We start from the raw sequence: 22,007 nt of genomic DNA, 5'->3' as shown, positions 1-22,007 counted from the left end.
CTCCGCCACGAAAAGAGTCCAGTGACCGTCCAAAAGAACACCAGGAAGCTGGACAAGGGCATCGTCCGCGACTTCAGCTCCCGGATGAGTTATGCGGCCTACCTGCAGCTGCCCACGCTCCTCAGCGCCCAGCAGCCGGTCAGCGAACCCGAGCACCACGATGAGCTCCTGTTCATCATCCAGCACCAGACCACCGAGCTGTGGCTCAAGCTCGTTCTTCACGAGCTCCGCAGCGCGGCCGCCTGGCTCCGCGCAGATGACCTTGGCTCGGCACTCAAGGGCATCGCCCGGGTCAAGCACATCCAGAAAACCCTGACGGAGCAGTGGTCCGTGCTGGCCACCCTGACGCCCACGGAATACTCGCAGTTCCGCGGCTTCCTGGGCAATTCCTCCGGCTTCCAGTCCAGCCAGTACCGGGCGGTGGAGTTTGTCCTGGGCAACAAGAACCGCAAGATGCTTCCGGTGTTCGAATCCGATCCTGAAGCACACGCCATGCTGGAAGAACTGCTCAATGCCCCCAGCATCTACGACGAATTCCTTGCGTACCTGGCACGGCAGGGCTTCGAGGTGCCCGAATCAGTCCTGGAGCGCGACGTCACCCGGGCCCATGAGTTCTGCCCCGAACTGGTGCCGCTGTTCAAGCACATTTACGAGAACGCTTCCAGCAACTGGGGCGCCTACGAAGCGTGCGAGGAACTCGTAGACCTGGAGGACAACTTCCAGCTTTGGCGGTTCCGGCACCTGCGCACCGTCCAGCGCACCATCGGCATGAAATCCGGAACCGGCGGATCCAGTGGCGCCGCTTTCCTGCAGAAGGCCCTGGAACTCACCTTCTTCCCGGAACTTTTCGCGGTGCGGACGGAGATCGGCCAGTGAGCACACACGGTGGCCCTTTGACGGAAACGTACGACGACGGTGCGCTCCTTGAGCGGGCAGCGCACCTTGATTTGAAGGACCCGCTGGCGCGCTGCCGCGAGCTCTTCATCGGTACGGAGACCGATCTGTCCTATCTCGACGGAAACTCCCTGGGCCGCCCGCTGAAGCGGACCCTCACTGACATCAGCGCTTTCATCCAGGATGGCTGGGGCGGCCGGCTCATCCGCGGCTGGGACGAGGAATGGCTGGAGCTTCCGCAGGCCATCGGCGACCAGTTGGGCAGGGCGGTGCTCGGGGCGGCTCCCGGCCAGACCGTGATCGCCGATTCCACCACGGTGGTGCTGTACAAACTGATCCGGGCTGCTCTTGCCGCAGTCACCGATCCTGCCCGGACCGAGATCGTGCTGGATACGGAAAATTTCCCCACCGACCGCTACCTGGTGGAGGGGATCGCCCGCGAGGAAGGCCTCACCCTCACATGGATAGACGCCGATCCGGCCGCTGGGGTAACCCCTGAGCAGGTCAGGGAGGCAACCGGGCCGTCCACCGCCGTCGTACTTCTCTCGCACGTGGCGTACCGCTCAGGCTTCCTGGCGGATCTTCCGGCCATCACCGCGGTTGCACACAGTGCAGGGGCGCTGGTGGTCTGGGACCTCTGCCACTCCGCCGGTTCGGTGGAAATCGACCTTGACGCCGCGGACGTGGATTTCGCTGCCGGCTGCACGTACAAGTACCTCAACGGAGGCCCGGGCTCGCCTGCCTTTGCCTACATCAACAGCCGGCACCTGCCCTCGCTTCGGCAGCCGATCTGGGGCTGGATGGGCCGCAAGGACGCCTTTGAGATGGCCGCAGGGTACGAACCGGCGGCCGGAATCAGGGGTTTCCTGAGCGGCACGCCGGCCATTTTCGGAATGCTCGCCATGCGCGGGACGCTGGATCTCATCGAAGAGACCGGCATGGCAGCAGTCCGGGCGAAATCCCTGGACCTTACCGCCTACGCTGTGGACTTGTTTGAAGCGTGGCTCGAGCCCTTAGGCGTGCAGTTGTCTTCACCGCGTGACCCGGACCGGCGGGGGAGCCACATCACCTTGGACCATCCGGCGTTCCGCAACGTGACCGCTGCGCTCTGGGAACAGGACGTCATTCCGGACTTCCGGGCACCTCAGGGAATCCGCATCGGCCTGTCGCCGCTGAGCACCGGCTTTGCCGAACTGTACCGCGGCATGGCAGCCGTCCGGGACCTGCTGCGTCGCTGAAAGCGTCCATGCCTGTTCCCCCCAGCGTCCGGGGGCTGATGACCGAAGCGTCGCTGTTGTGGTCAATGCCGCGGCTGTTTCGACAAGATTGCAGCGCTGACGGTAAACTGAACGATGGATCCGGCTGCAGTCCGTGGCGGCTGGTTCCTGCCATGTATGGCGAACCCCTGGTTTTCCGGGGATTCCTGCGCTGGCAGACCCGGCAGTGAATTACTGATTCGGGCCTCACGGCACATCTCTAGGAGTTATTGTGGCACTTGACGCCGCTGTAAAGCAGTCCATCATCAAGGAATACGCAACAGGCGAAGGCGACACCGGTTCGCCCGAGGTCCAGGTTGCAGTCCTTACCCAGCGGATCAAGGATCTGACTGAGCACATGAAGGAGCACAAGCACGATTACCACACCCAGCGCGGTCTGCTGGCCATGGTTGGTCGTCGCAAGCGCATGCTCACCTACCTCAAGAACACAGACATCGCCCGCTACCGTGCGCTCATCGAGCGCCTCGGCCTGCGTCGCTAGTCTGATTTAGGGGCGGCCCTTTCCCAGGTGGAACGGGCCGCCTTCTTCAGAAAAAACTAAACAGGAGGATCAACCGCATCACGCATTCGCGGTCCTCGGTAGTGATCCCCGGGAACGGCTTCGAAGACTGAAGCCCCTGGCCCGTGGGTCTCGATCGATGACCGGGTGCAGTGCAGGCCAGTAGACAGATGCTGGCCTGGGTTGATGCGGCTGGGCTCCGTGAAACAAGAAACGGAGGTGACTCTCTTGGAGGGTCCCGAAATCCAGTTCTCAGAAGCAGTCATTGATAATGGCCGCTTTGGCAAGCGTGTAATCCGCTTCGAAACCGGCCGCCTTGCCAAGCAGGCAGCCGGCGCAGCCATGGTGTACATCGACGAAGACACCGCGCTGCTGTCCGCAACCACCGCCGGCAAGCACCCGCGTGAAGGTTTCGACTTCTTCCCGCTCACGGTGGACGTTGAAGAGCGTATGTACGCCGCCGGCCGCATCCCGGGTTCGTTCTTCCGCCGTGAAGGCCGTCCGTCCACCGAGGCCATCCTGGCCTGCCGCCTGATGGACCGCCCGCTGCGTCCGGCGTTCGTGAAGGGCCTCCGCAACGAGGTCCAGATCGTAGTGACTGTCCTGGCGATCAACCCCGACGAGCTCTACGACGTGGTGGCCATCAACGCCTCCTCCATGTCCACCCAGCTTTCCGGCCTCCCGTTCTCCGGCCCGATCGGCGGCGTCCGCGTTGCCCTCGTAGCCGACGAACAGGGTTCACAGTGGGTTGCTTTCCCCAAGCACTCGCAGCTGGAAAACTCCGTGTTCAACATGGTCGTAGCCGGCCGCGTTGCCGGTGACGACGTCGCCATCATGATGGTCGAAGCTGAAGCGACCGACAACTCCTGGAACCTCATCAAGGAACAGGGCGCCACCGCCCCCACCGAAGAGGTTGTCTCCGAGGGCCTCGAGGCTGCCAAGCCGTTCATCAAGGCACTGTGCGACGCCCAGGCTGACCTGGCCGCCCGCGCTGCCAAGCCCACGGTCGAGTTCCCGGTCTTCCTGGACTACCAGGATGACGTCTACGCCGCTGTCGAGTCCGCTGCCGCTGAGAAGCTGGCTGCCGTCTTCCAGATCGCTGACAAGCAGGACCGCGACGTCGCAACGGATTCGCTCAAGGACGAAGTCACTTCTTCCCTCGCCGGCCAGTTCGAAGGCCGCGACAAGGAACTGTCCGCAGCATTCCGCTCGGTCACCAAGCAGGTTGTGCGCCAGCGCATCCTCAAGGACCAGATCCGCATCGACGGCCGTGGCCTGACGGACATCCGCCAGCTCACCGCCGAGGTTGAGGTTCTGCCCCGCGTACACGGTTCGGCCATCTTCGAGCGCGGCGAAACCCAGATCCTGGGCGTCACCACGCTTAACATGCTGAAGATGGAACAGCAGATCGACTCGCTGTCACCCGTCACGCGCAAGCGCTACATGCACAACTACAACTTCCCGCCGTACTCCACCGGTGAGACCGGCCGCGTGGGTTCGCCCAAGCGCCGCGAAATCGGCCACGGCGCCCTGGCAGAACGTGCACTCGTGCCCGTACTGCCGTCCCGCGAGGAATTCCCGTACGCCATCCGCCAGGTGTCTGAGGCTCTCAGCTCCAACGGTTCGACGTCGATGGGTTCTGTCTGCGCCTCCACCCTGTCGATGCTGAACGCCGGTGTGCCCCTGAAGGCCGCCGTCGCCGGTATCGCCATGGGACTGGTCTCCGACCAGGTTGACGGCCAGACCCGCTATGCAGCCCTGACCGATATCCTCGGCGCCGAAGATGCCTTCGGTGACATGGACTTCAAGGTCGCCGGTACCTCCGAGTTCGTCACGGCCATCCAGCTGGACACCAAGCTCGACGGTATCCCCGCCTCTGTGCTGGCAGCAGCACTGAAGCAAGCCCGCGAAGCCCGCCTGCACATCCTGGATGTCATCAACTCCGCGATCGACACCCCGGACGAGCTCTCCGAGTTCGCGCCACGCGTCATCGCGGTCAAGATCCCGGTTGACAAGATCGGCGAGGTCATTGGGCCCAAGGGCAAGATGATCAACCAGATCCAGGAAGACACCGGCGCCGACATCTCCATCGAGGACGACGGCACGGTCTACATTGGCGCCACCAACGGTCCGTCTGCAGACGCAGCCCGCTCCGCGATCAACGCCATTGCGAACCCGCAGGTTCCGGAAATCGGCGAGCGTTACCTGGGTACGGTCGTCAAGACCACCACCTTCGGTGCCTTCATTTCCCTCACCCCGGGCAAGGACGGCCTGCTGCACATCTCCGAGCTGCGCAAGATCGCCGGTGGCAAGCGCGTGGACAACGTTGATGACGTTGTTTCCGTCGGCCAGAAGATCCAGGTGGAAATCACCAAGATCGACGACCGCGGAAAGCTGTCCCTTTCCCCCGTAGTGGCTGAAGAGGAAGGCGCCGGCGAGACCGAGCGCGTTCACGCTTCAGTTGCCGCTGAGGGCGCCGACTCCGAGTAATCGGGTTTTCGGTACACAAGCATGAATCGGCGGGGCCGGTGGATGATCCACCGGCCCCGCCGCTGTTACGATGGCAGCCAGATCCGGCTGCCGCTTTTTGAAAGGCCTCAATGACTGTTGTACCCCTGCCGCTTGAGCAGAACCACGCTGGCGACACCCTGGTTCACGGATCCGAGGGCGGCGCCGTGGTGCGGCGATCGGTCCTCCCTGGCGGCGTGCGGGTCCTCACCGAGGCGATGCCGGGCCAGCGCTCGGCAACCATCGGGTTCTGGGTGGGGGTGGGCTCCCGCGACGAGGCGCCCGGGCAGCATGGTTCCACGCACTTCCTGGAGCACCTGCTGTTCAAGGGCACCAAGAAGCGGACGGCTTTTGAAATCGCCTCCGCCTTTGATGAGGTAGGCGGGGAATCCAATGCCGCCACCGCGAAGGAAAGCACCTGCTACTTTGCCCGCGTGCTGGACACCGACCTCCCCATGGCCATTGACGTTATCGCCGATATGATCACCGGCGCCGTCCTGGATCCGGCCGAAATGGAGCAGGAACGCGACGTCATCCTGGAAGAAATCGCCATGGACAGCGATGACCCCACTGACGTCGCACACGAAAACTTTGTGGCGGCCGTATTGGGCACCCACCCGCTGGGCCGCCCGATCGGCGGGACCCCCGCCGCAATCCGCGCCGTAGCCCGCGACTCCGTCTGGGAGCACTACCGCCGGTACTACCGTCCCGATGAGCTGGTCATCACCGCCGCCGGAGGGTTGGAGCACGACGTCGTCTGCAGCCTTGTGGTGGATGCGCTCCACGCCGCCGGGTGGTCGCTTGAGGCGGACGCCGCCCCCGTGGACCGGAGGTCCACCGAGCGGGCCGAGATCACCGGCACAGCCGGACTGCACGTGGTCAAGCGCGCGGTGGAGCAGGCCAACATCATCATGGGCTGCCCCACGATCGTGGCTACCGATGAACGCCGCTTCGTCATGAGCGTGCTCAACGCCGTACTCGGCGGCGGCATGTCGTCGCGCCTCTTCCAGGAGATCCGGGAGAAGCGGGGGCTCGTGTACTCCACGTACTCGTTTGCTTCCTCCTACGCGGATGCCGGTTACTTCGGCATGTACGCCGGGTGCACACCTTCGAAGGTGCGCCAGGTCCTGGACTTGCTGGGGTTGGAACTGGACAAACTCGCCGAAGGCGGGATTTCGGACGAAGAGCTCCGCAAAGCAGTGGGACAGTTGTGCGGCGGGATTGTCCTGGCTCTCGAGGACACAGGGTCAAGGATGTCCCGCCTGGGCCGCGCCGAGCTGGTGTCCGGGGAATACCAGGACATCGACGAAACGCTGCGCCTGATCAAGGCAGTGACGGCGCAGGAAGTCCAGGAGCTTGCCAAAGAGTTGGCTGCCGCGCCGCGGACTGTCACTGTAGTGGGCCCGTTCGAGGAAACTGAAACGTTCGGCCTCTGATTCGGGCGGCCGCGGCCTTGACGGCGCGGCTTGTTCGGGCGGGCGCTGTCTTGATGACGCGGCTTGTTCGGGCGGACGCTGTCTTGACGACGCGGCTTGTTCGGGCGGACGTTGTGGCGTGGCGGTTGAGACGACGTTCTGACAGGCGCGTTCTGACCTGACGTGAGCGGCGCTGAGCTTGCCGGCATAAGTCCGGCGATAATGTATCCATGAATGCTCCGCAGCCGGGAACAGTGCACGCCGTACTGGAAGACTTTCTGGGACATTGGCGGGGCACCACCCGGCTGGCGGCGTCAGCTTGGGGGCCCGAACGTACGGCCGCGGCCGAGGTGAGCTATACCCGGGCGGCCGGGGGCTTCGCCGTGGTGCAAAGCTACCGCCATACGGAAGCTGACGGCACCCACTTCGAAGGCCACGGCGTGTTCACCGTGGACCCGGACCGTGACGATGTTCTTTGGTACCACGTTGACAGCATGGGCCAGCCGCCCGAAGCGCCCACCCGGTGCACGTGGCAGGACGGTGTTCTCCGGGTGGAACGCCACAGTGACCGTGGGACGGCCCGGCATACTTTCCGGGTGGACGGCGGTGTGCTGACCCACACCGCCGAGCTGCGCCTTGGCGGTTCGGCAGACTACGTGCCCTTTATGGCTTCGGAGTGCCGGCGGGAATGATTGGTGCCATCCAAACGTAGGGGCAGACTCTGATGCAGATGCCGAAGCGGTGGACGTTCAGGCTCGCTGCCCGATCACCCCGGGTGCCGGTTTACCCGAAGTGTCGCTTCGGGCCGCCGATTCCAGAATTCGAGTCTGTGGCGCCCCTTGTAACGCCGGGGAGACGGCCGAAGAGTTCCAAACATTGGCTTTCAGGTTCGCCAGTAGCTGCTCAGCTTGGCTGAGATCTTCGAAGTCGAGCTCCACTACGACGTAGTGTGGGTCATCCACCGGGCGTGAAATCCGGTGGCCGACTACCCCCGACGCAGCCCGATCTACGGGGTCACGGTCGAACGCCTGCTTCCACAGGGCGAAGTCCTTGATCCCATGTTCTATGTGCAGGGTGTACATCACTGGTTCTCCTGAGCTGGATTGCGATGTGTGGATCGCGCGGTTCGGGCCTATTCCCAAAGTGGCGTTTTCCTGCGGTGCTTGTTACACCGTAGATCTCCGCTCATCCGGCGGCTATCCCAGAATTCTGGGGACTAATGGGTACGGCGGCGCTGCCCTTAGTGTGCCTCGCAATGTCTACGCCACCGGCGGGGGAGATACTGAGGGAATGACAACCGGACGGTCCTGGAACCGGAGCCTTGAGAGCATCCGGCTCCTGGTTGACACGAGTCCGGATCACCACGCTTTGCGTGCCGGCGTGCTGTCCGAGTTGGGCCGTATCATTCCGTTCAGCGCATTCGTCTGGCCAATCTCAGACCCTGTGACGGGAACCGGGATTTCCCCCATGGCCCGGATTCCGCACCCCGAGGACTTGCCGCAGCTGATCCGGCTTAAGTACCTGACGGAGACAGGCCGGTGGACAACGTTGGCCAGAAGGGCTGTGCCGGTGACGACTCTGGTGAACGAAACCGGAGGCGATTTAACGCAGAGCCTGGTCTGGGAAAGCCTCATGAAGCGCTACGAGGTGACCGATGTTCTGTATGCAGGTCTCGCGGACAAGTATGGCTATTGGGGTTGGCTTGATCTCTGGCGAACGGACGGGCAGGGCTTTTTTACCGCCGAAGAAGTCCGATTCGTGGCCACCCTAGTGAGCGCGGTGACACCGGCACTTCGTCGGTCGGTCGCCAGGCAGTTCTTCCCAGCGGCGCACACTTCCTCACCCAAGGAGGAACATCCGAAAGGGAGCGGACGCCTGCAGGCTGATTTGCCCGAACAGGCCGTACTCACCCTCGACGAGGACATGGCAGTGGTGGGTGGGACTTCATCGGTGGATGAATGGCTGGGGCTCCTCCAAGCAGGACCTCGCCCGTTTCACACAGTTCCGGCCGAGGTTCTGAACGTCGCTGCCCAACTGCTGGCCCTGGAGGCGGGGGTGGACCGCCATCCGGCGTGGTCCCGCGTGCATTTGGGGTCCGGCCAGTGGGCGATTCTCAGGGCCAGCCGAATGGGTTCCGCCGGGTCAGAGGCTACGCCACCGTTGGCGGTCACTATCCAGGCCTGCCCTCCTGAGGCGAGGCTGGATATTTTCGCGAGGAGCTTCGGAATCACACCACGGCAACGGGAGTTGCTTGAGCTGGCTGCAGCCGGTGTTGATACCGCTGCCATGGCGACGGCCTTGGGCATCAGCGCCTACACCGTCCAGGATCAGTTCAAACAGATTTTTGATGCCTGCGGCGTGCACAGCCGCGCGGCACTGCTGGCCTTGGCCCTAGGCACAGCACCATAAGGAACGGTCTGCGCGACCCGGGACGGCTCAAACTCCGAGAGGCAGGTCCGCCGGTACGTCAAACCACGCTCCGTAGAGGTCGTCCGGAGGCTCGTCGCAACCCGGAGGATCCCAGCTGATAACGGTGGGCAGGCGTGCTGGCAGTTGTGGTGGTTCCCAGTCGGGTTGTTCGCTGGCGTAGTGTCTGCCGGTGGGTGAGATCCAGCCCGGTGGTTCGGTCTTGCTGGCTTGTTCTGGTGTCCAGCCGGTGGTGTGCCTGAGCTTGTGGTGCTTCGGGCAGGGCTGGGCGAGGTTGCTGATCCCGGTGGTTCCGCCGTGCGCCCAGGCGAGGAGGTGGTCCGCTTCATTATCCAGGGAGGCGTTGCTGCAACCGGGAAACGGGCACTTCCCGTCACGCATCCTGAGCCATTGGCGTTGGGCTTTGGTGACCGGGTAGCTGGTCCGGCCGATCTCCAGCGGTACACCGTCCCTGGGGTCGATCAGGACCCGGTGGAAGGAGGAGGCGCCGTCGGCGATGAGCCTGCGTGCCATGGTGACCGGGATCGGACCGTACCCGTCCAGCATGGCCGGTTCATCCGTGGCGCCGAGGAGGGACATGACGGGCACGGTGACCAGGACCTGCGCCCGCGGCACCGGGACCCGCCCCACGGCACGTCCGCCCTTGACGCCGCTAATGGTTCCGCCCCCACCCGGTTGGCCGGCAGTCTCACCTGTGCCTTCGAGGAGCAGGGTGGCGGCGGTGTCGGCACGCATCTGGGTCAGGGTGCGGTCCTCGTCCGGGCCCTGCAGCGCCCGGGCCGCGGCTGTGGTGCGGTTCCAGATCCCGGCGGCCTGGTCCGCGGGCAGGTACGCGGAGAGCCAGGCCATGCCGTCCCGGTCCGGGCGGTATTCGAGCCGCCGGTCCGGGACGGCATGGTGTGGCGTTTTTCGATGCTGACCGGGTGGTGCCGTTCCCGCCAGATCCGGGCCTTATGCCGGAACCGGGACGCGACAAGTTCACCGACCGGGCCGCCACGGGCCGGGTTGGGTGCGTCAGGATCCAGGAAGTGCCCCTCCAACGCCGTCGCGGCGGCAGGGTCCAGGTTGGTAGTCTCGTCCACCATCACCCGGGCATGCTGCCACGACATTTTCCCGGCCGTCAGCGCGGACAGGGTCAACGGCAACGCTGTCGTCAGAGCCTGGGACTCGGCCAGCAGGGCCCCGGCGCTCCGTTCGCCGACCGTCAGGGCACAGGCGACCTCCGCGACCAACGCCATTTCCTGCGCGGTGGCCTCCTGCGGCGACAGCGCCGGCGGGTCCAACGCCCTGGAGACTTCGACCAGTTCTGCGAGTACCTTGACCTTCTCCGCCGCGGTCCGGGCCTCAAGCCGGGAAATCCCGGCCAACCGGTCCAGACAATCATCCTTCCGCCGGCGCAAAGGATCCGACGGAAAAAGCACCTCATCCTGGGACCCGTCGCCGCCGGCGCCGCCACCGGAACTCCCATGGCGTGGGGACGGGGCAACTGCACTGTCGGCGGCAACGGCACCGTCAGCGGGTTCGACGGGGACAACGGCAACGGCACGGCCGGCGGCTACGGCACAGTCAGCGGCAACGACGGGGACAGCGGCGGAGGCCATGATGCGCTCCAATACCTCGTCCGCCGTCGTGCTTTCCATACCCCCATCATCCTGCGGGGCACCGACAATTAAGGTGTGGACCAAGGCCTATGTGGATAACCCGGCGGTCCGGAACCTGCTCTCGGGAATGAACGTCCGGGCGTTCCCCGCAGCGTGAACGAACTGCGGCCAGCCCTCACGAACTGCGGTCAGCCGTGAACGTAGTGCGGCCAGAGACGGGCAAACTGCGGCCGGAGACCGGCAAACTGCGCCCAGAGAGCGGCAAACTGCGGCTAGCCCCCGGCGAACGGCGGCAGCACGTCAACCACGTCGCCCGGATTTAACACAGTCGTGTGGTCCCTGACCGCCACCTCATTGAGCAGGAAACTGCTGCGGGAAAGGATGCGCTGCAGGGGAGGGGCGCCCAGGGGAGGCTCGGCACGGTCAACGGCGAGCACGGCCTGCAGCAAATCCGCAACGGTCGCCCCGGTGGGGAGGTCGAAGCCCTCTTCCTCAACTCCCGCAGCGGCGCGCGCGGCAGCGAAGTAACGTACGTTCAAAGAATTCAGCCTCCGATGGCGCTCATGCTGCGGTCCGGCTGGACGAAGTCCGCCGCGCCGAGACCGGTGTGGTCCATGCCGTGTGCCTTGGGTTTGACCCACATGGCATCCTGCCAGCGTTCGGCCAGCGCTTCGTCGCTGGCGCCCTCGCGGAGGAGACCCAACAGATCGAATTCTTCCCGGGAGAAAAGGCAGCTCATGATCTTGCCCTCAGCGGTGATCCGGGTCCGCCTGCAGTCGGCGCAGAACGGTTCCGTGACGGACGCGATAATCCCCACCGTCCCCAGCACGGGTTCTTCAGTCTCAGAGACTTCTCCAGCAGCAGAGACTTCTGCAGCCCCGGAGACAGTACCGGCAACGGCCGCCTGCTCTTGCGGGCCCTCGGACCCGGCCGTCCGGCGTCGAGCGTCAACCCGGCGTCGTACTTCAAAGCGTTCAGCCGGGGCGCCGTCTCGGGCGCGCGGGTCAGGACTGAGCACAAAGTCGCGGGACAGCAGTTCCCGGATTTCGGCGGCTGTAATCATGTTCCGGCGCGTCCAGCCGTGGTCGGCGTCCAGTGGCATCTGTTCGATGAAGCGCAGCTCGTAGCCGCGGTCCAACGCCCAGGCGAGCAGGGACGGCGACTCGGCGTCATTGATACCGCGCATCAGCACAGCGTTGATCTTGACCGGGCCCAGCCCGGCGGCCCAGGCGGCGTCCACACCGGCCAGGACGCGGTCCAGGAAGGGGCGGCGGGTCAGCTGGGCGAAGGTCTCTTCATGCAGCGAGTCCAGGGAGACGTTGATCCGGGTCAGGCCCGCGGCTTTGAGGGCGGCAGCTTTTTTGTCCAGGCCCACGCCGTTGGTTGTCATGGAAATCGGCAGGTCCGGGTGATTGCGGCGTAGGGCAGCGATGATGTCCACCAGGTCCGCACGGACCAGCGGCTCCCCGCCGGTGAGGCGAAGTTCGCGGACGCCGAGTGAGTCAACACCGATGCGGACAATGCGCACGATCTCCTCGGCGGACATTACGGCCTGTTTCGCAAGCCACTCGAGCCCTTCGGCCGGCATGCAGTAGGTACAGCGCAGGTTGCACTTGTCCGTCAGGGACAGCCGCATGTCGGTGGCCCGCCGGCCGTAGCGGTCCAGCAGCCCGGGTGGGGCGTCGGCCGGCCGGGCCGGAGGCAGGCCGGCACCTGCACCTTCCCGGGGTTGCGGCATGCCTAGCTGAACACTCATGAATTCAGGCTACGCCAAGTTTTGCCCGCGGCATCACGTCCGCGTCGCCGGGCAGCCGCTACCCCTGCAGGGTACCGGCTAAAGCACTCCCTGAAAGCGGCATTACAAACTTTCCGGTCATGCGCTGCAGTGCCCCGGCGAACCTATGCTGGAGAGGTGAACACGCCCCAGCCTTTGCAGGAAACGGCCGACGACGGCGAGGGCTCCTCCCAGCGGCCCGGAACCGGCGCTGCCGCACGGGGCAGCCGCCGGTGGGCCGCCGCGTCGGGAGTCGTGTCCGCAGGCGCAGCCGTGGTGCTGGGCGAGCTGCTGGCCGGACTGCTCAGCCCGTCCCTGTCGCCGCTGACGGCGGTCGGCGGCGCAGTCATCGATGCTGTCCCTCCCGGGGTGAAGGACTGGGCCATCTCATTGTTCGGAACGGCGGACAAGGCGGTGTTCCTGGCCGGTATGTTGCTGGTCATTGCGGCCGTGGGCTCATTGGCCGGGATTCTGGAACGGGTCAGGCGCTTCGCGGGCACGGCTGTTATCGCCGTATTTGGGATTGTCGGACTTGCAGCCGTCCTGACCCGCGCACAAGTGTCTCCCGCTGCCGTTCCCGTACCCCTCGTGGCAGCCGCGTCAGGTGCGTTCCTCCTTGGCATGCTGGTCCGCCGTCTCCGGGAAGATGGCATTGCGGCCGCAACCGGGATGGAAGGCACGGCCAGCCCGGGCAGGCGCACCTTCCTGCAGATCCTCACTGCCGGCGCCGGGGCCACTGCCGTTGGCGGTGTTATTGCGGCCGTTTGGCGTGGAGCGGCCAGCGGAATCAATGAAGCCCGCGAAAAGCTGAGGCTTCCCGGGGCGGCATCCGCAGCGCCAGCCATTCCAGCCGGCGCCGAAGTTGGCCTGGACGGAATGCAGCCGCTGGTGACGCCGAACCGCGATTTTTATCGGATAGATACAGCCCTGATCGTCCCCTCCATCGATCCGGACACCTGGACCTTGCGCGTCACCGGGATGGTTGAGGAGGAAATCGAACTGAACCTGACCGATCTCCTGGCCAAACCCCTGACAGAGCGGCATGTGACCATCGCCTGCGTGTCCAACGAAGTCGGCGGCGACCTGATCGGCAACGCCCGCTGGCTCGGCTGGCCGGTCCGGGAACTGCTCGCCCTCGCCCGCCCGCAGGACGGCGCGGACATGGTGTTGTCGCGGAGTTCGGACGGCTGGACTGCAGGCACCCCGCTGGAGGCCCTGACGGATGACAGGGATGCCCTGCTGGCGGTGGGAATGAACGGAGATCCGCTGCCGCTGGAACACGGCTTTCCTGTGCGGCTCATAGTGCCGGGCCTCTACGGCTATGTTTCGGCGACCAAATGGCTGACAGAACTCCGGGTCACCAGGTTCGCCGACGACGTCGGCTACTGGACCCCCCGCGGCTGGTCGGACCGCGGACCGATCAAGACGTCGTCGAGGATTGACGTGCCCCGCACCGGCCGCCGGGTCAGCGCCGGAACGGTGATGTTCGGCGGTGTGGCCTGGGCCCAGCACACCGGGATCGGCACAGTGGAACTCCGGGTCAACCGGGGCCCCTGGCAGAAGGCCGAGCTTGCGCCAGGGATCTCGCTGGATACCTGGTACCAGTGGCAACTGGGCATCCAGCTGACGCCCGGACAGTATGAGGTCCAGGTACGTGCCACAGACCTCGACGGCGAGCCGCAGGCCGAGGAGAGCCGGCCGCCGGCTCCGGACGGAGCCACAGGCTTCCACACGATTAGAGTTGACGTGAATCCATGACGGCCGACACCGAAGGCAGACCCATGCACAGCAGTACCAGCCAGCACGGTGATGGCAGCCCGGGCCACGACGCTCACGCTGCCCGGTCCGTTGCCCAACACCGCAGTGCTGTAGCCGCGCTGCTGGCACCGCTCCTGCAGTCCCCGGACCGGACCGAGACCCTGGCCCTGAGGGACGCCCTCGGCAGAGGGCTGGCCCAAGATGTGCTCGCGCCGGTCAGCCTGCCGCCTTTCGCCAACTCGCAAATGGATGGTTTCGCCATCAACAGCGCAGACGTCAACGGTCTGGACGTGACCCGTGGGCAGTCTGACGGACCGGCCCCTGACGGCGGCACGCTTGGGACGAGCGGAGCGCCCGACGGCGGTGCGGAGCTGCGGGTCGTTGACCCCGTTCCGGCAGGTGCCACACCGGCAGAACTTCGCCGTGGCACCGCCGCTCCCATCATGACGGGAGCAATGATTCCTGCCGGTGCCGACGCCGTCGTGCCCGTGGAGCGTGCGGTTCCCGACCGGTTCCCGGTCCCCGGCGAGATGGGCACCGTATGGCTGCCGGTGACCGCGGCAGGGACGTTCGTCCGGTCCGTTGGCAGCGATATAGCGGCGGGGGAGTGTGCGCTGGCAAAGGGCACCTTCCTGGGGCCGGCGCAGTTGGGCCTGCTGGCCGCCCTTGGCGTCGCTGACGTCACGGTCCGCAGGCCCGTCACCGTCCTCCTGGTCACCACCGGCGACGAAGTGGTGGAACCGGGCCGGCCGTTGCCGCCGGGGAAGATCTATGACGCCAACGGCACCCTCCTCGAAAGCGCCATGAGCCAGGCGGGTCTGGCAGTCATCCGCACGGCCATAGCGTCGGACAGGCCTGAAGAACTCCAGACGCTGCTCCGTGGCCACACCGGTGCCGTGGACCTTATGGTCACCACCGGCGGGGTGAGCAAGGGGGCCTACGAGGTGGTGCGCCAGGCCATGGAAAACCAGGATGCGGAGTTCCTCCACGTGGCAATGCAGCCCGGCGGCCCGCAGGGAATCGGCACCTTCGATGGTGTGCCGTTCCTTGGCTTCCCGGGCAACCCGGTGAGCTGCCTGGTTTCGTTCGAGCTGTTTCTCCGGCCCGTCCTTTCCGGCCTTTTAGGCGTGCCGCTTCCGCGGCCATCCCTCCGCGCCCGCCTGGCCCAGAGCCTCACCTCACCTGTTCACAAGCACCAGGTCCGCCGGGGAAACTTCCGCCCGGACGGGACGGTCAGCCTTGAAGGCGGCGAAAGCTCGCATCTGGTGCGTGCCCTGGCAGGCTCGAACGCGCTGGTCCATGTGCCCGTGGGGGTCTCCGCACTCACCGAGGGTGATGAGGTGGAAGTATGGTTGCTGTGAATCCAGAACAAAGCCAGCCCGCGCTGACCCATCTCCGCCAGGACGGAAGCGCCCAGATGGTAGACGTTTCGGCGAAGGCCGAAACCACCCGCGAAGCCACTGCCACCGCCACCGTCCGCACTACGCAGGAGGTGCTGGGCCTGCTAAGCTCCGGTGGCCTTCCCAAGGGAGATGCGCTGGCTGTGGCCCGCGTCGCGGGCATCATGGCCGCCAAGAAAACGCCCGAACTCATTCCGCTGTGCCATCCACTGCCGCTGTCAAAGGTGACCGTGGATTTCGATCTCGGACCCGATTCCGTTGCGATCCTTGCCACGGTCAAGACCCGGGGTGTCACCGGAGTCGAGATGGAAGCGCTGACGGCGGCGTCGGTGGCTGCCCTGAGCGTCTACGACATGATCAAGGCTGTGGACAAGCATGCCGTGCTGACCGACATCAAGGTGCTGGCCAAAAGCGGCGGCAAGAGCGGGGACTGGGCACTGTGACCACTGAAAGCACGTACGTGCCCGATCCTCCGCGTGAACCTGAGCCGCACCGGCACGGTGAGGTGCAGGGCCGCAAGGCCGGGGTTGTCATCGCGTCCACCCGGGCCGCCGCCGGCATCTATGACGACGAAACCGGCCCGGTGATCGTCGACTGGCTGACCGAGCACGGCTTCGAAACCTACCCCGCCATGGTGGTCCCCGACGGGGAACCGGTAGGCGCAGCCATCCGGGCCCTCCTGACCCAGCACCCCGCCGTCGTTATCACCAGCGGAGGGACGGGAATCAGCCCTGATGACAGGACTCCGGACGTGACCTTGCCCCTGCTGGACCGTGAAGTTCCCGGCATCATGGAGGCCGTCCGGCGTGCCGGCGCAGCCAAGACGCCGCTGGCCGCGCTGAGCCGGGGCCACGCCGGGACTTCGGGGCGGACATTCATCATCAACCTGCCCGGATCGCCCAAGGGCGTGATGGACGGGCTCTCCGTCCTTGATCCCTTGATCGGGCACCTGTGTGACCAGCTGGAGGGCGGCCATGGGCACTGAATCAGTCTTCGAAGTGGTCCACGCGGTCCTCAGCGCAGAGCCCATCTCAGTGGACCAGGCCATCGCCGCGGTGGAATCGGACACTGCCGGGGCCGTGGTCAGCTTCAGCGGGGTTGTCAGGAACCACGACGGCGGCAAAGCAGTCGAGCGGCTCAGTTACAGTGCGCATCCCACAGCTCACCAGGTGATGGCCGACGTCGTGGCCGCACTCGTCGCCGAACACGCGGGCGATGCCTCGCTGCAGCCGGTCCGGATCTGGGCCGCACACCGCATTGGCTTGCTCGAAATCGGCGACCCCGCGCTGGTCTGCGCCGTCTCCGCAGCACACCGTGGCCAGGCCTTTTCCGTGTGTTCGGAGCTGGTGGACAGGATCAAGGAGCAGGTGCCCATCTGGAAGGAACAGTTCTTCACTGACGGCACTGTTGAGTGGGTGGGCGCGGGGGACTGAGCCCCGCTTCGTGCGTCCCATGGCGAAACCGGGATGCGCAGCTGGGTCGGGTTGTGCGAGGTAACGCACAGCCTCCGGTTTCAGTCCAGCGTGCGGCCCGACGGTAGGGTTAACGGCATGACCGAACAACACCCCGCCCGCAGCCGCGTGGCCGTCCTGGGCGCCAATGGCCGCATGGGCGCCGAAGCCGTCAAGGCTGTAGAAGCCGCCGCCGATCTGGAGCTTGTAGCCGCCTTGGGACGTGGCGACTCTTTGGACCAGCTGGCTTCCTCGGGCGCCCGGTTCGTGGTGGACCTGACCGTCCCGGAGAGCACCGAGGCGAACGTCCGGTATGCCGTCGAACATGGCATGCACGCAGTGGTGGGGACCACCGGCTGGGACGCAGCCCGGCTCGCACGGCTGGAAGCACTCCTCGCGGAGCACCCGGAAACCGGCGTGCTGATCGCCCCCAACTTTGCCCTGGGATCTGTGCTGGCGTCAGCCTTCGCCGCTAAGGCCGCCAAGTACTTCGAGTCCGTGGAAATCATCGAACTGCACCACCCGGACAAGGTGGACGCGCCCTCCGGGACGGCTGTCCGTACTGCCCAGCTCATCGCGGCCGAACGCCGGGCCGCCGGCGTTCCTGCCAGCCCTGACGCCACCACCACCGAACTGCCTGGAGCGCGGGGCTGCGACGTGGACGGCGTGCGTGTGCACAGCGTTCGACTCCGCGGGCTGGTGGCCCACCAGGAGGTGCTGCTCGGCGGTCCGGGGGAGCAATTGACGTTCCGGCACGATTCCTTTGACCGGGTTTCCTTTATGCCGGGCGTGTTGCTCGGCGTCCGCAACGTCGCTGCCCATCCCGGACTGACGGTGGGCCTGGACGGCTACCTGGACCTGGGGATCTAGGCCGTGGGCGATTTCCTGGCGGCGTTCCGCAAAAACCGCACCAAGATCTGGGTGGGTGCCGTGACGCTCCTCCTCGTCTTTTACCTGGTGGTCTCCTTCCAGCGGTCCGTCCTGCTGCTGACAGACAGCAACCCGGCCGCGAAAGCCATCGGCGCCGCCTACCTGGTGCTGCCTATCGTCGGGGCATGGGCCATGATCCGGGAACTGATGTTTGGCGCGCGCACGGAACAGATGGCGAAGGTCCTCGAAGCCGAGGGCGGGCTTCCCGTGGATGAACTGCCGCGCACACCGGCGGGCCGTATCGTCCGTTCCGCGGCGGACCTGGAGTTCGAAAAGTACAAGGCAGAGGCCGAGGCGGCTCCCGGAGACTGGCGCTCCTGGTTCCGGCTCAGCTGTGCCTACGATGCCGCAGGGGACCGCAAGCGCGCCCGCGCCTCCATGCGCGATGCCGTCCGGCTGTTCCGCGGCAAGGTCCCGGCCTAACTGCCACAAACGCTCTTGGAGACTGTGCCGGTTACGGCTGGCCGATCCGTTCGCCGCGCCCGATCCTGTTGGCGGTGTGGCCAACCCATTCCAATGGTCCCCGCCACTTCAACAGGACAAACGCCGTGCCCACGATGACGGCTGTCGCGGCGTGGGCAAAGTACATGCCGTCCTCTGTCCAGCCCGCAGGCAGCGGCTTGAGGTAGAACCCCGAAACCACCCAAACATGGACGGTGTAGAGCGTCAGCGTCATGGCTCCGGCGCCCCGCAGGGGCAACAACAGGTCGAGGTCCAGCCATTCAGCGAGCCTCCCGAACAGCAGGCACGCGCCCACGACGGCGGCAGCCACACCGGAGGTGTGGGCCAGGTCCAATGCAGTGGCGGAGTGCGGCGCGGCGGCTGCGAGCCACCACCAGGATCCTTCCTGGCGGATTCCGGTGAGGTTGACCTGGAGCACGCTGTCGAGCGGATAGCCGGGTGCATTCAGGACGTCCTCGAGCGCCGCCCGGCCACCCCAGTTCTCCATCGCGGCCGTGCCAATGGCCTTGGCCAAGGCGGCCACTGCGATGCCGCCTGTCAGCAGTACCACCGGAATCATCGCCTTGGTGAGGGCAAGCCGGCCGATGACCAGGCCCACCAGCAGATACGCCAGCCACTGGAAAACCGGGTAGTAGCCGGTGAGGAAGAGGTCACCCAGCAGGGGGAAGGGCGTCCCCAGGTCTTCCCAGGACGGGTTGTGCCCCAGGTTCAAGGGCGGATCTGACGCCATCAGCCAAGGCCTCAGCAAGTAGGCCAGGACCGGCGAAAGCACGATCCAGCCAACGGCCCAGGCGCACAGGGCCTTGAGCTTCAGCCCCAGGAACGGCAGGACGCAGAGGAACAACAAGGCGTAGTGGACCAGAATGATGGCAAGGTTGACCTCCAGCCCGCCCAGTGAGAGCCCGACGGCGGCGATCACCAGTGCACGCAGCGCGATTCCACGGCGGGCAGCATTCAGGGCAGCCCCTTCGGGAGGCACCTGTTTGCCGGTCGAGAGGGCGAGGCCCACTCCCGCCAATACAGCGAACAGGGCTGCTGCCCGGCCGGAGAAGGTCAAACCGATCCACGTGGGCGTGAGGTCCGCATTTGCCTCGAATGTGGGAAGCAGATGCGTGGCCATCATGCCCAGGAGCGCAAGCCCCCGGGCCGCGTCAATGCCACGGAGGCGGCCTGTGGGCCGCGAGGGCCGGGGGACCCTTGAGGATCTTGCGGTGGCACGGGACGTCATGAGGCGATGGTCTCACACCCGCCTTGGGGGCGGCAGTCAAGTGACGCGGTAAGGGGCCCTTGTTTTCGAATATATGTTCGAATAGCATAGGCGGCATGCAGACACCTTCCCAGCCCCCACAGTTTCCGGATTCTCCGGCTGGCCACAGCCCCCTGCGGCCGGGCCCCGATGCCGGCGTTCCGGCACGGCCTGCGGGTCTGATGAAAGCCATGAGTCCGGGCGTAGTGGATTTCCTCTTCCGTCAGCTCGTGGCCGGAAGATCCGCAGAGGACGTCCAGTGGCAGGAGGAAGGCATCACCCTCAGTGCGCAGCCTGCGGGAGCGGAGCTGGCGCGCAGGCTTGCAGAAGTCGATCTGGAAGCGCTGACCCCCACCGAACTCTTCCACTACGTCAGGGCCGCCCAAAAGATGGCAGCCTGGGCCGAGGACCTGCGCCAGGCGGCGCTGGAAAGGTACTGCCAGCCGGTGAACCTGAACCCGGCCCGGTTTTTGGACCCGCCTGATGTCCCGCAAGAAGGCCAGGTGAGGGCCACGTTTCAGGGAGCGCGGCAAGGGGTGCCGAATGGCCGGCAGTCTGGCGGTATGCAGCGCCCTGTGAATCTGCAGCACGGTCCCTAGGATGAAAGGGTGACTGAAGCCCTGACTGTCTCCGCCATCCAGTACCAGGCGCTGGACGGCGGGATCATCCCCAACGCCCAGGAACATGTCCGGCTCATCGAGGATGCGGAGTCCCATGGCGCCCGGCTGGTGGTGTTCCCGGGGCTGTCCCTGACTGGCCACAACTTTGCCCAGTTGGCGGCGGAAGACTCCTGGCTCAGGCCGGATGATGCCAGGCTGGATGACCTCCATGAAATCTGCCGGCGCAGCGGCATCACGGCCGTGGCAGGGGCCGCGTACAGGGAACCGGATGGCACCCCACGCATGGCCTGCCTGGCTATCCATCCTGACGGCACCACGGAGACCGGCTTCAAGGCACGCCTTAGCGGTGTCGAAGAGCAGCACTTCACGGCCGGTGCAGGTTCCAGCGTTCTTGAACTGGACGGTTGGAGAATAGCCCTGGCCATCTGCTCCGAAGCAGAAGATCCTGTCCACTGCACGGCCGCCGGACTGGCCGGAGTGGATATCTGCGCCGTGTCAGCTGTCTATGCGCAGCATGACAAACTGCGGCTGGCGCTGCACCTTGAAGCCCTCGCCTCTGACAACCGGATCTTCGGACTCCTGGCAAACCTGGCAGGCTCCACGCCTTCAGGACCATCGTCGGGACTGAGCAGATTCTGGGGACCGGATGGACTCCAGCTCAGAACAGCAGCCGGGACGGGCGCAGAAGTGGTCACAGCCATCCTGCAGCGCAGCGCCCTGCGGAAGTTCCGCTGACAGTCCCCTATTTGACGTGGATCACGCCCCTGCCATTGTCCTAACCGGAGGGGGACAGGGTAACGTTTTTTCCATGCCTCACACATCCGCGCACATTCCTGCCCTTGGTACGCTCCTGACCGCCATGGTCACGCCCTTCACCAAGGATGGCAAAGTGGACTACGCGCAGGCGGCCGAGTTGGCTGCCAGGCTCGTGGACGATGGCTGCGACGGCCTGGTCGTCACCGGAACCACCGGCGAAACCTCCACCCTCACAGACGAGGAAAACCTCGGCATGTTCCGTGCCGTGAAGGAGGCCGTGGGAGACCGCGCCGCCATCATCGCCGGCACCGGGACCAACGACACCGCACACTCCGTGCACCTTTCCCGGCAGGCCGCCGCGCTCGGCGTCGACGGCCTTCTGCTCGTCACGCCGTACTACAACAAGCCCAGCCAAGCCGGCGTCCGCGCCCACTTTGAGACCGTTGCGTCCGCAGTGGATGTACCGGTCATGCTCTATGACATCCCGGGCCGCTCGTCGATCGCCATTGAGCCTGAAACCATGATCCGCCTGGCGCAGCACCCCAACATCGTCGCCGTCAAGGACGCGAAGGCCGATTTCACCGCAGCCAGCCGTGTGATGGCGGAAACTGATCTGCTCTTCTACTCCGGCGACGACGGACTGACCCTCCCGTGGATGGCTCTGGGCGCCGTTGGACTGGTGGGCGTCACCACCCACGTTGCCACCCGCCGCTTCCGGGAGCTGATCGACGCCGTCAACGCCAATGACCTCAGCACCGCCCGCAAGATCAATTTCGAACTCGTGCCCGTGGTGCGCGCAACGATGACACGCGTCCAGGGTGCTGTAGCCGCCAAACAAATTCTTAAATGGCAGGGAGTCCTGCCCAACTCGATTGTCCGTTTGCCCCTCGTGGAGCCGGACGAAGCCGAGATCGAATCCATCCGCGAGGACTTGGCGGAAGCGGGGCTGGTCTTTCCCTAAGGGCTAAGACCGGCACCCTTCCGCCTGG

At 65.5% G+C, this 22,007-nt stretch carries 21 protein-coding genes and 1 pseudogene; 17 read left to right on the top strand and 5 right to left on the bottom strand.

What is annotated here, in order from left to right; all coding sequences use genetic code 11:
* Window positions 1-21 precede the first annotated feature (21 nt).
* From kynA to AC1MCA_RS03090, 6 genes are all read left to right on the top strand, one after another.
* Window positions 22-876: a tryptophan 2,3-dioxygenase gene (gene kynA, locus AC1MCA_RS03115; protein ID WP_479801145.1), complete on the top strand. Its 855-nt coding sequence runs from the start codon at window positions 22-24 to the stop codon at window positions 874-876.
* The gene (kynU, locus tag AC1MCA_RS03110; RefSeq protein ID WP_479801144.1) at window positions 873-2,132 is read left to right on the top strand and encodes a kynureninase; all 1,260 of its coding nucleotides are present in this window, start codon (window positions 873-875) and stop codon (window positions 2,130-2,132) included. The genes kynA and kynU overlap by 4 nt, the downstream gene beginning before the upstream one ends.
* A 250-nt stretch (window positions 2,133-2,382) precedes the next feature.
* Window positions 2,383-2,652: a 30S ribosomal protein S15 gene (gene rpsO, locus AC1MCA_RS03105; RefSeq protein WP_108597943.1), complete on the top strand. Its 270-nt coding sequence runs from the start codon at window positions 2,383-2,385 to the stop codon at window positions 2,650-2,652.
* Between the two features lie 246 nt (window positions 2,653-2,898).
* The gene (locus tag AC1MCA_RS03100; protein ID WP_479803266.1) at window positions 2,899-5,160 is read left to right on the top strand and encodes a polyribonucleotide nucleotidyltransferase; all 2,262 of its coding nucleotides are present in this window, start codon (window positions 2,899-2,901) and stop codon (window positions 5,158-5,160) included.
* Between the two features lie 110 nt (window positions 5,161-5,270).
* Complete coding sequence (locus AC1MCA_RS03095) at window positions 5,271-6,614, top strand: M16 family metallopeptidase (RefSeq protein ID WP_479801140.1); 1,344 nt, start codon at window positions 5,271-5,273, stop codon at window positions 6,612-6,614.
* 209 nt (window positions 6,615-6,823) lie between these two features.
* Window positions 6,824-7,285: a DUF1579 family protein gene (locus tag AC1MCA_RS03090; protein ID WP_479801138.1), complete on the top strand. Its 462-nt coding sequence runs from the start codon at window positions 6,824-6,826 to the stop codon at window positions 7,283-7,285.
* Between the two features lie 57 nt (window positions 7,286-7,342).
* Here the strand turns inward: AC1MCA_RS03090 and AC1MCA_RS03085 are convergent, their stop codons facing one another.
* On the bottom strand, window positions 7,343-7,678 hold the full coding sequence (locus AC1MCA_RS03085) for a hypothetical protein (protein ID WP_479801136.1): 336 nt from the start codon (window positions 7,676-7,678) through the stop codon (window positions 7,343-7,345).
* 409 nt (window positions 7,679-8,087) lie between these two features.
* Between AC1MCA_RS03085 and AC1MCA_RS03080 the strand changes: the two genes are divergently transcribed.
* The gene (locus tag AC1MCA_RS03080) at window positions 8,088-9,002 is read left to right on the top strand and encodes a helix-turn-helix transcriptional regulator (protein WP_479801134.1); all 915 of its coding nucleotides are present in this window, start codon (window positions 8,088-8,090) and stop codon (window positions 9,000-9,002) included.
* 27 nt (window positions 9,003-9,029) lie between these two features.
* On the opposite strand, the pseudogene AC1MCA_RS03075 reads toward AC1MCA_RS03080, so the two are convergent.
* The 3 genes and pseudogenes from AC1MCA_RS03075 to moaA all read right to left on the bottom strand — a co-directional run bounded on the left by AC1MCA_RS03075 (window position 9,030) and on the right by moaA (window position 12,377).
* A pseudogene (locus AC1MCA_RS03075) lies at window positions 9,030-10,621 on the bottom strand (HNH endonuclease signature motif containing protein).
* 272 nt (window positions 10,622-10,893) lie between these two features.
* On the bottom strand, window positions 10,894-11,160 hold the full coding sequence (locus tag AC1MCA_RS03070; protein WP_108600237.1) for a MoaD/ThiS family protein: 267 nt from the start codon (window positions 11,158-11,160) through the stop codon (window positions 10,894-10,896).
* A 5-nt stretch (window positions 11,161-11,165) separates the two neighbouring features.
* Complete coding sequence (gene moaA / locus AC1MCA_RS03065; RefSeq protein WP_479801132.1) at window positions 11,166-12,377, bottom strand: GTP 3',8-cyclase MoaA; 1,212 nt, start codon at window positions 12,375-12,377, stop codon at window positions 11,166-11,168.
* A 273-nt stretch (window positions 12,378-12,650) separates the two neighbouring features.
* Here moaA and AC1MCA_RS03060 point away from each other — a divergent pair, with 273 nt between their 5' ends.
* From AC1MCA_RS03060 to AC1MCA_RS03030, 7 genes are all read left to right on the top strand, one after another.
* On the top strand, window positions 12,651-14,153 hold the full coding sequence (locus AC1MCA_RS03060) for a molybdopterin-dependent oxidoreductase (protein ID WP_479803264.1): 1,503 nt from the start codon (window positions 12,651-12,653) through the stop codon (window positions 14,151-14,153).
* A gap of 23 nt (window positions 14,154-14,176) precedes the next feature.
* Window positions 14,177-15,514, top strand: coding sequence for a molybdopterin molybdotransferase MoeA (locus AC1MCA_RS03055; RefSeq protein ID WP_479801131.1), 1,338 nt, complete (start codon window positions 14,177-14,179; stop codon window positions 15,512-15,514).
* The gene (gene moaC, locus AC1MCA_RS03050; RefSeq protein ID WP_479801130.1) at window positions 15,502-15,996 is read left to right on the top strand and encodes a cyclic pyranopterin monophosphate synthase MoaC; all 495 of its coding nucleotides are present in this window, start codon (window positions 15,502-15,504) and stop codon (window positions 15,994-15,996) included. Before AC1MCA_RS03055 ends, moaC begins: the two co-directional genes overlap by 13 nt.
* Window positions 15,993-16,538, top strand: a complete 546-nt coding sequence (locus AC1MCA_RS03045) for a MogA/MoaB family molybdenum cofactor biosynthesis protein (RefSeq protein WP_479801128.1) — start codon at window positions 15,993-15,995, stop codon at window positions 16,536-16,538. Before moaC ends, AC1MCA_RS03045 begins: the two co-directional genes overlap by 4 nt.
* Window positions 16,528-16,986: a molybdenum cofactor biosynthesis protein MoaE gene (locus tag AC1MCA_RS03040; RefSeq protein ID WP_108600226.1), complete on the top strand. Its 459-nt coding sequence runs from the start codon at window positions 16,528-16,530 to the stop codon at window positions 16,984-16,986. Before AC1MCA_RS03045 ends, AC1MCA_RS03040 begins: the two co-directional genes overlap by 11 nt.
* A 117-nt stretch (window positions 16,987-17,103) precedes the next feature.
* Window positions 17,104-17,874, top strand: coding sequence for a 4-hydroxy-tetrahydrodipicolinate reductase (gene dapB, locus AC1MCA_RS03035; protein WP_479801126.1), 771 nt, complete (start codon window positions 17,104-17,106; stop codon window positions 17,872-17,874).
* 3 nt (window positions 17,875-17,877) lie between these two features.
* Window positions 17,878-18,357 carry a hypothetical protein gene (locus tag AC1MCA_RS03030; RefSeq protein ID WP_108600227.1) on the top strand — a complete coding sequence of 160 codons (480 nt, stop codon included), beginning with the start codon at window positions 17,878-17,880 and terminating at the stop codon, window positions 18,355-18,357.
* Between the two features lie 31 nt (window positions 18,358-18,388).
* Here AC1MCA_RS03030 and AC1MCA_RS03025 read toward each other — a convergent pair whose 3' ends face one another.
* Window positions 18,389-19,624, bottom strand: a complete 1,236-nt coding sequence (locus tag AC1MCA_RS03025) for a heparan-alpha-glucosaminide N-acetyltransferase domain-containing protein (protein WP_479801123.1) — start codon at window positions 19,622-19,624, stop codon at window positions 18,389-18,391.
* A 95-nt stretch (window positions 19,625-19,719) separates the two neighbouring features.
* On the opposite strand from AC1MCA_RS03025, the gene AC1MCA_RS03020 reads away from it, so the two are divergent.
* The 3 genes from AC1MCA_RS03020 (at window position 19,720) to dapA (ending at window position 21,979) form a co-directional block, all read left to right on the top strand.
* Window positions 19,720-20,241: a hypothetical protein gene (locus AC1MCA_RS03020; RefSeq protein WP_479801121.1), complete on the top strand. Its 522-nt coding sequence runs from the start codon at window positions 19,720-19,722 to the stop codon at window positions 20,239-20,241.
* Window positions 20,242-20,250: 9 nt separating this feature from the next.
* Window positions 20,251-20,997, top strand: coding sequence for a carbon-nitrogen hydrolase family protein (locus tag AC1MCA_RS03015; RefSeq protein WP_479801120.1), 747 nt, complete (start codon window positions 20,251-20,253; stop codon window positions 20,995-20,997).
* A gap of 73 nt (window positions 20,998-21,070) precedes the next feature.
* Entirely contained in the window at window positions 21,071-21,979 is a 909-nt protein-coding gene (gene dapA, locus AC1MCA_RS03010; RefSeq protein ID WP_108600229.1) for a 4-hydroxy-tetrahydrodipicolinate synthase, read from the top strand.
* Window positions 21,980-22,007: the final 28 nt, after the last annotated feature.

This window comes from Arthrobacter sp. BK1 (genome assembly GCF_056680055.1).
The sequence above is the reverse complement of the archived record's forward strand: the minus strand, read 5'-3'. Positions and strand labels throughout refer to the sequence as shown.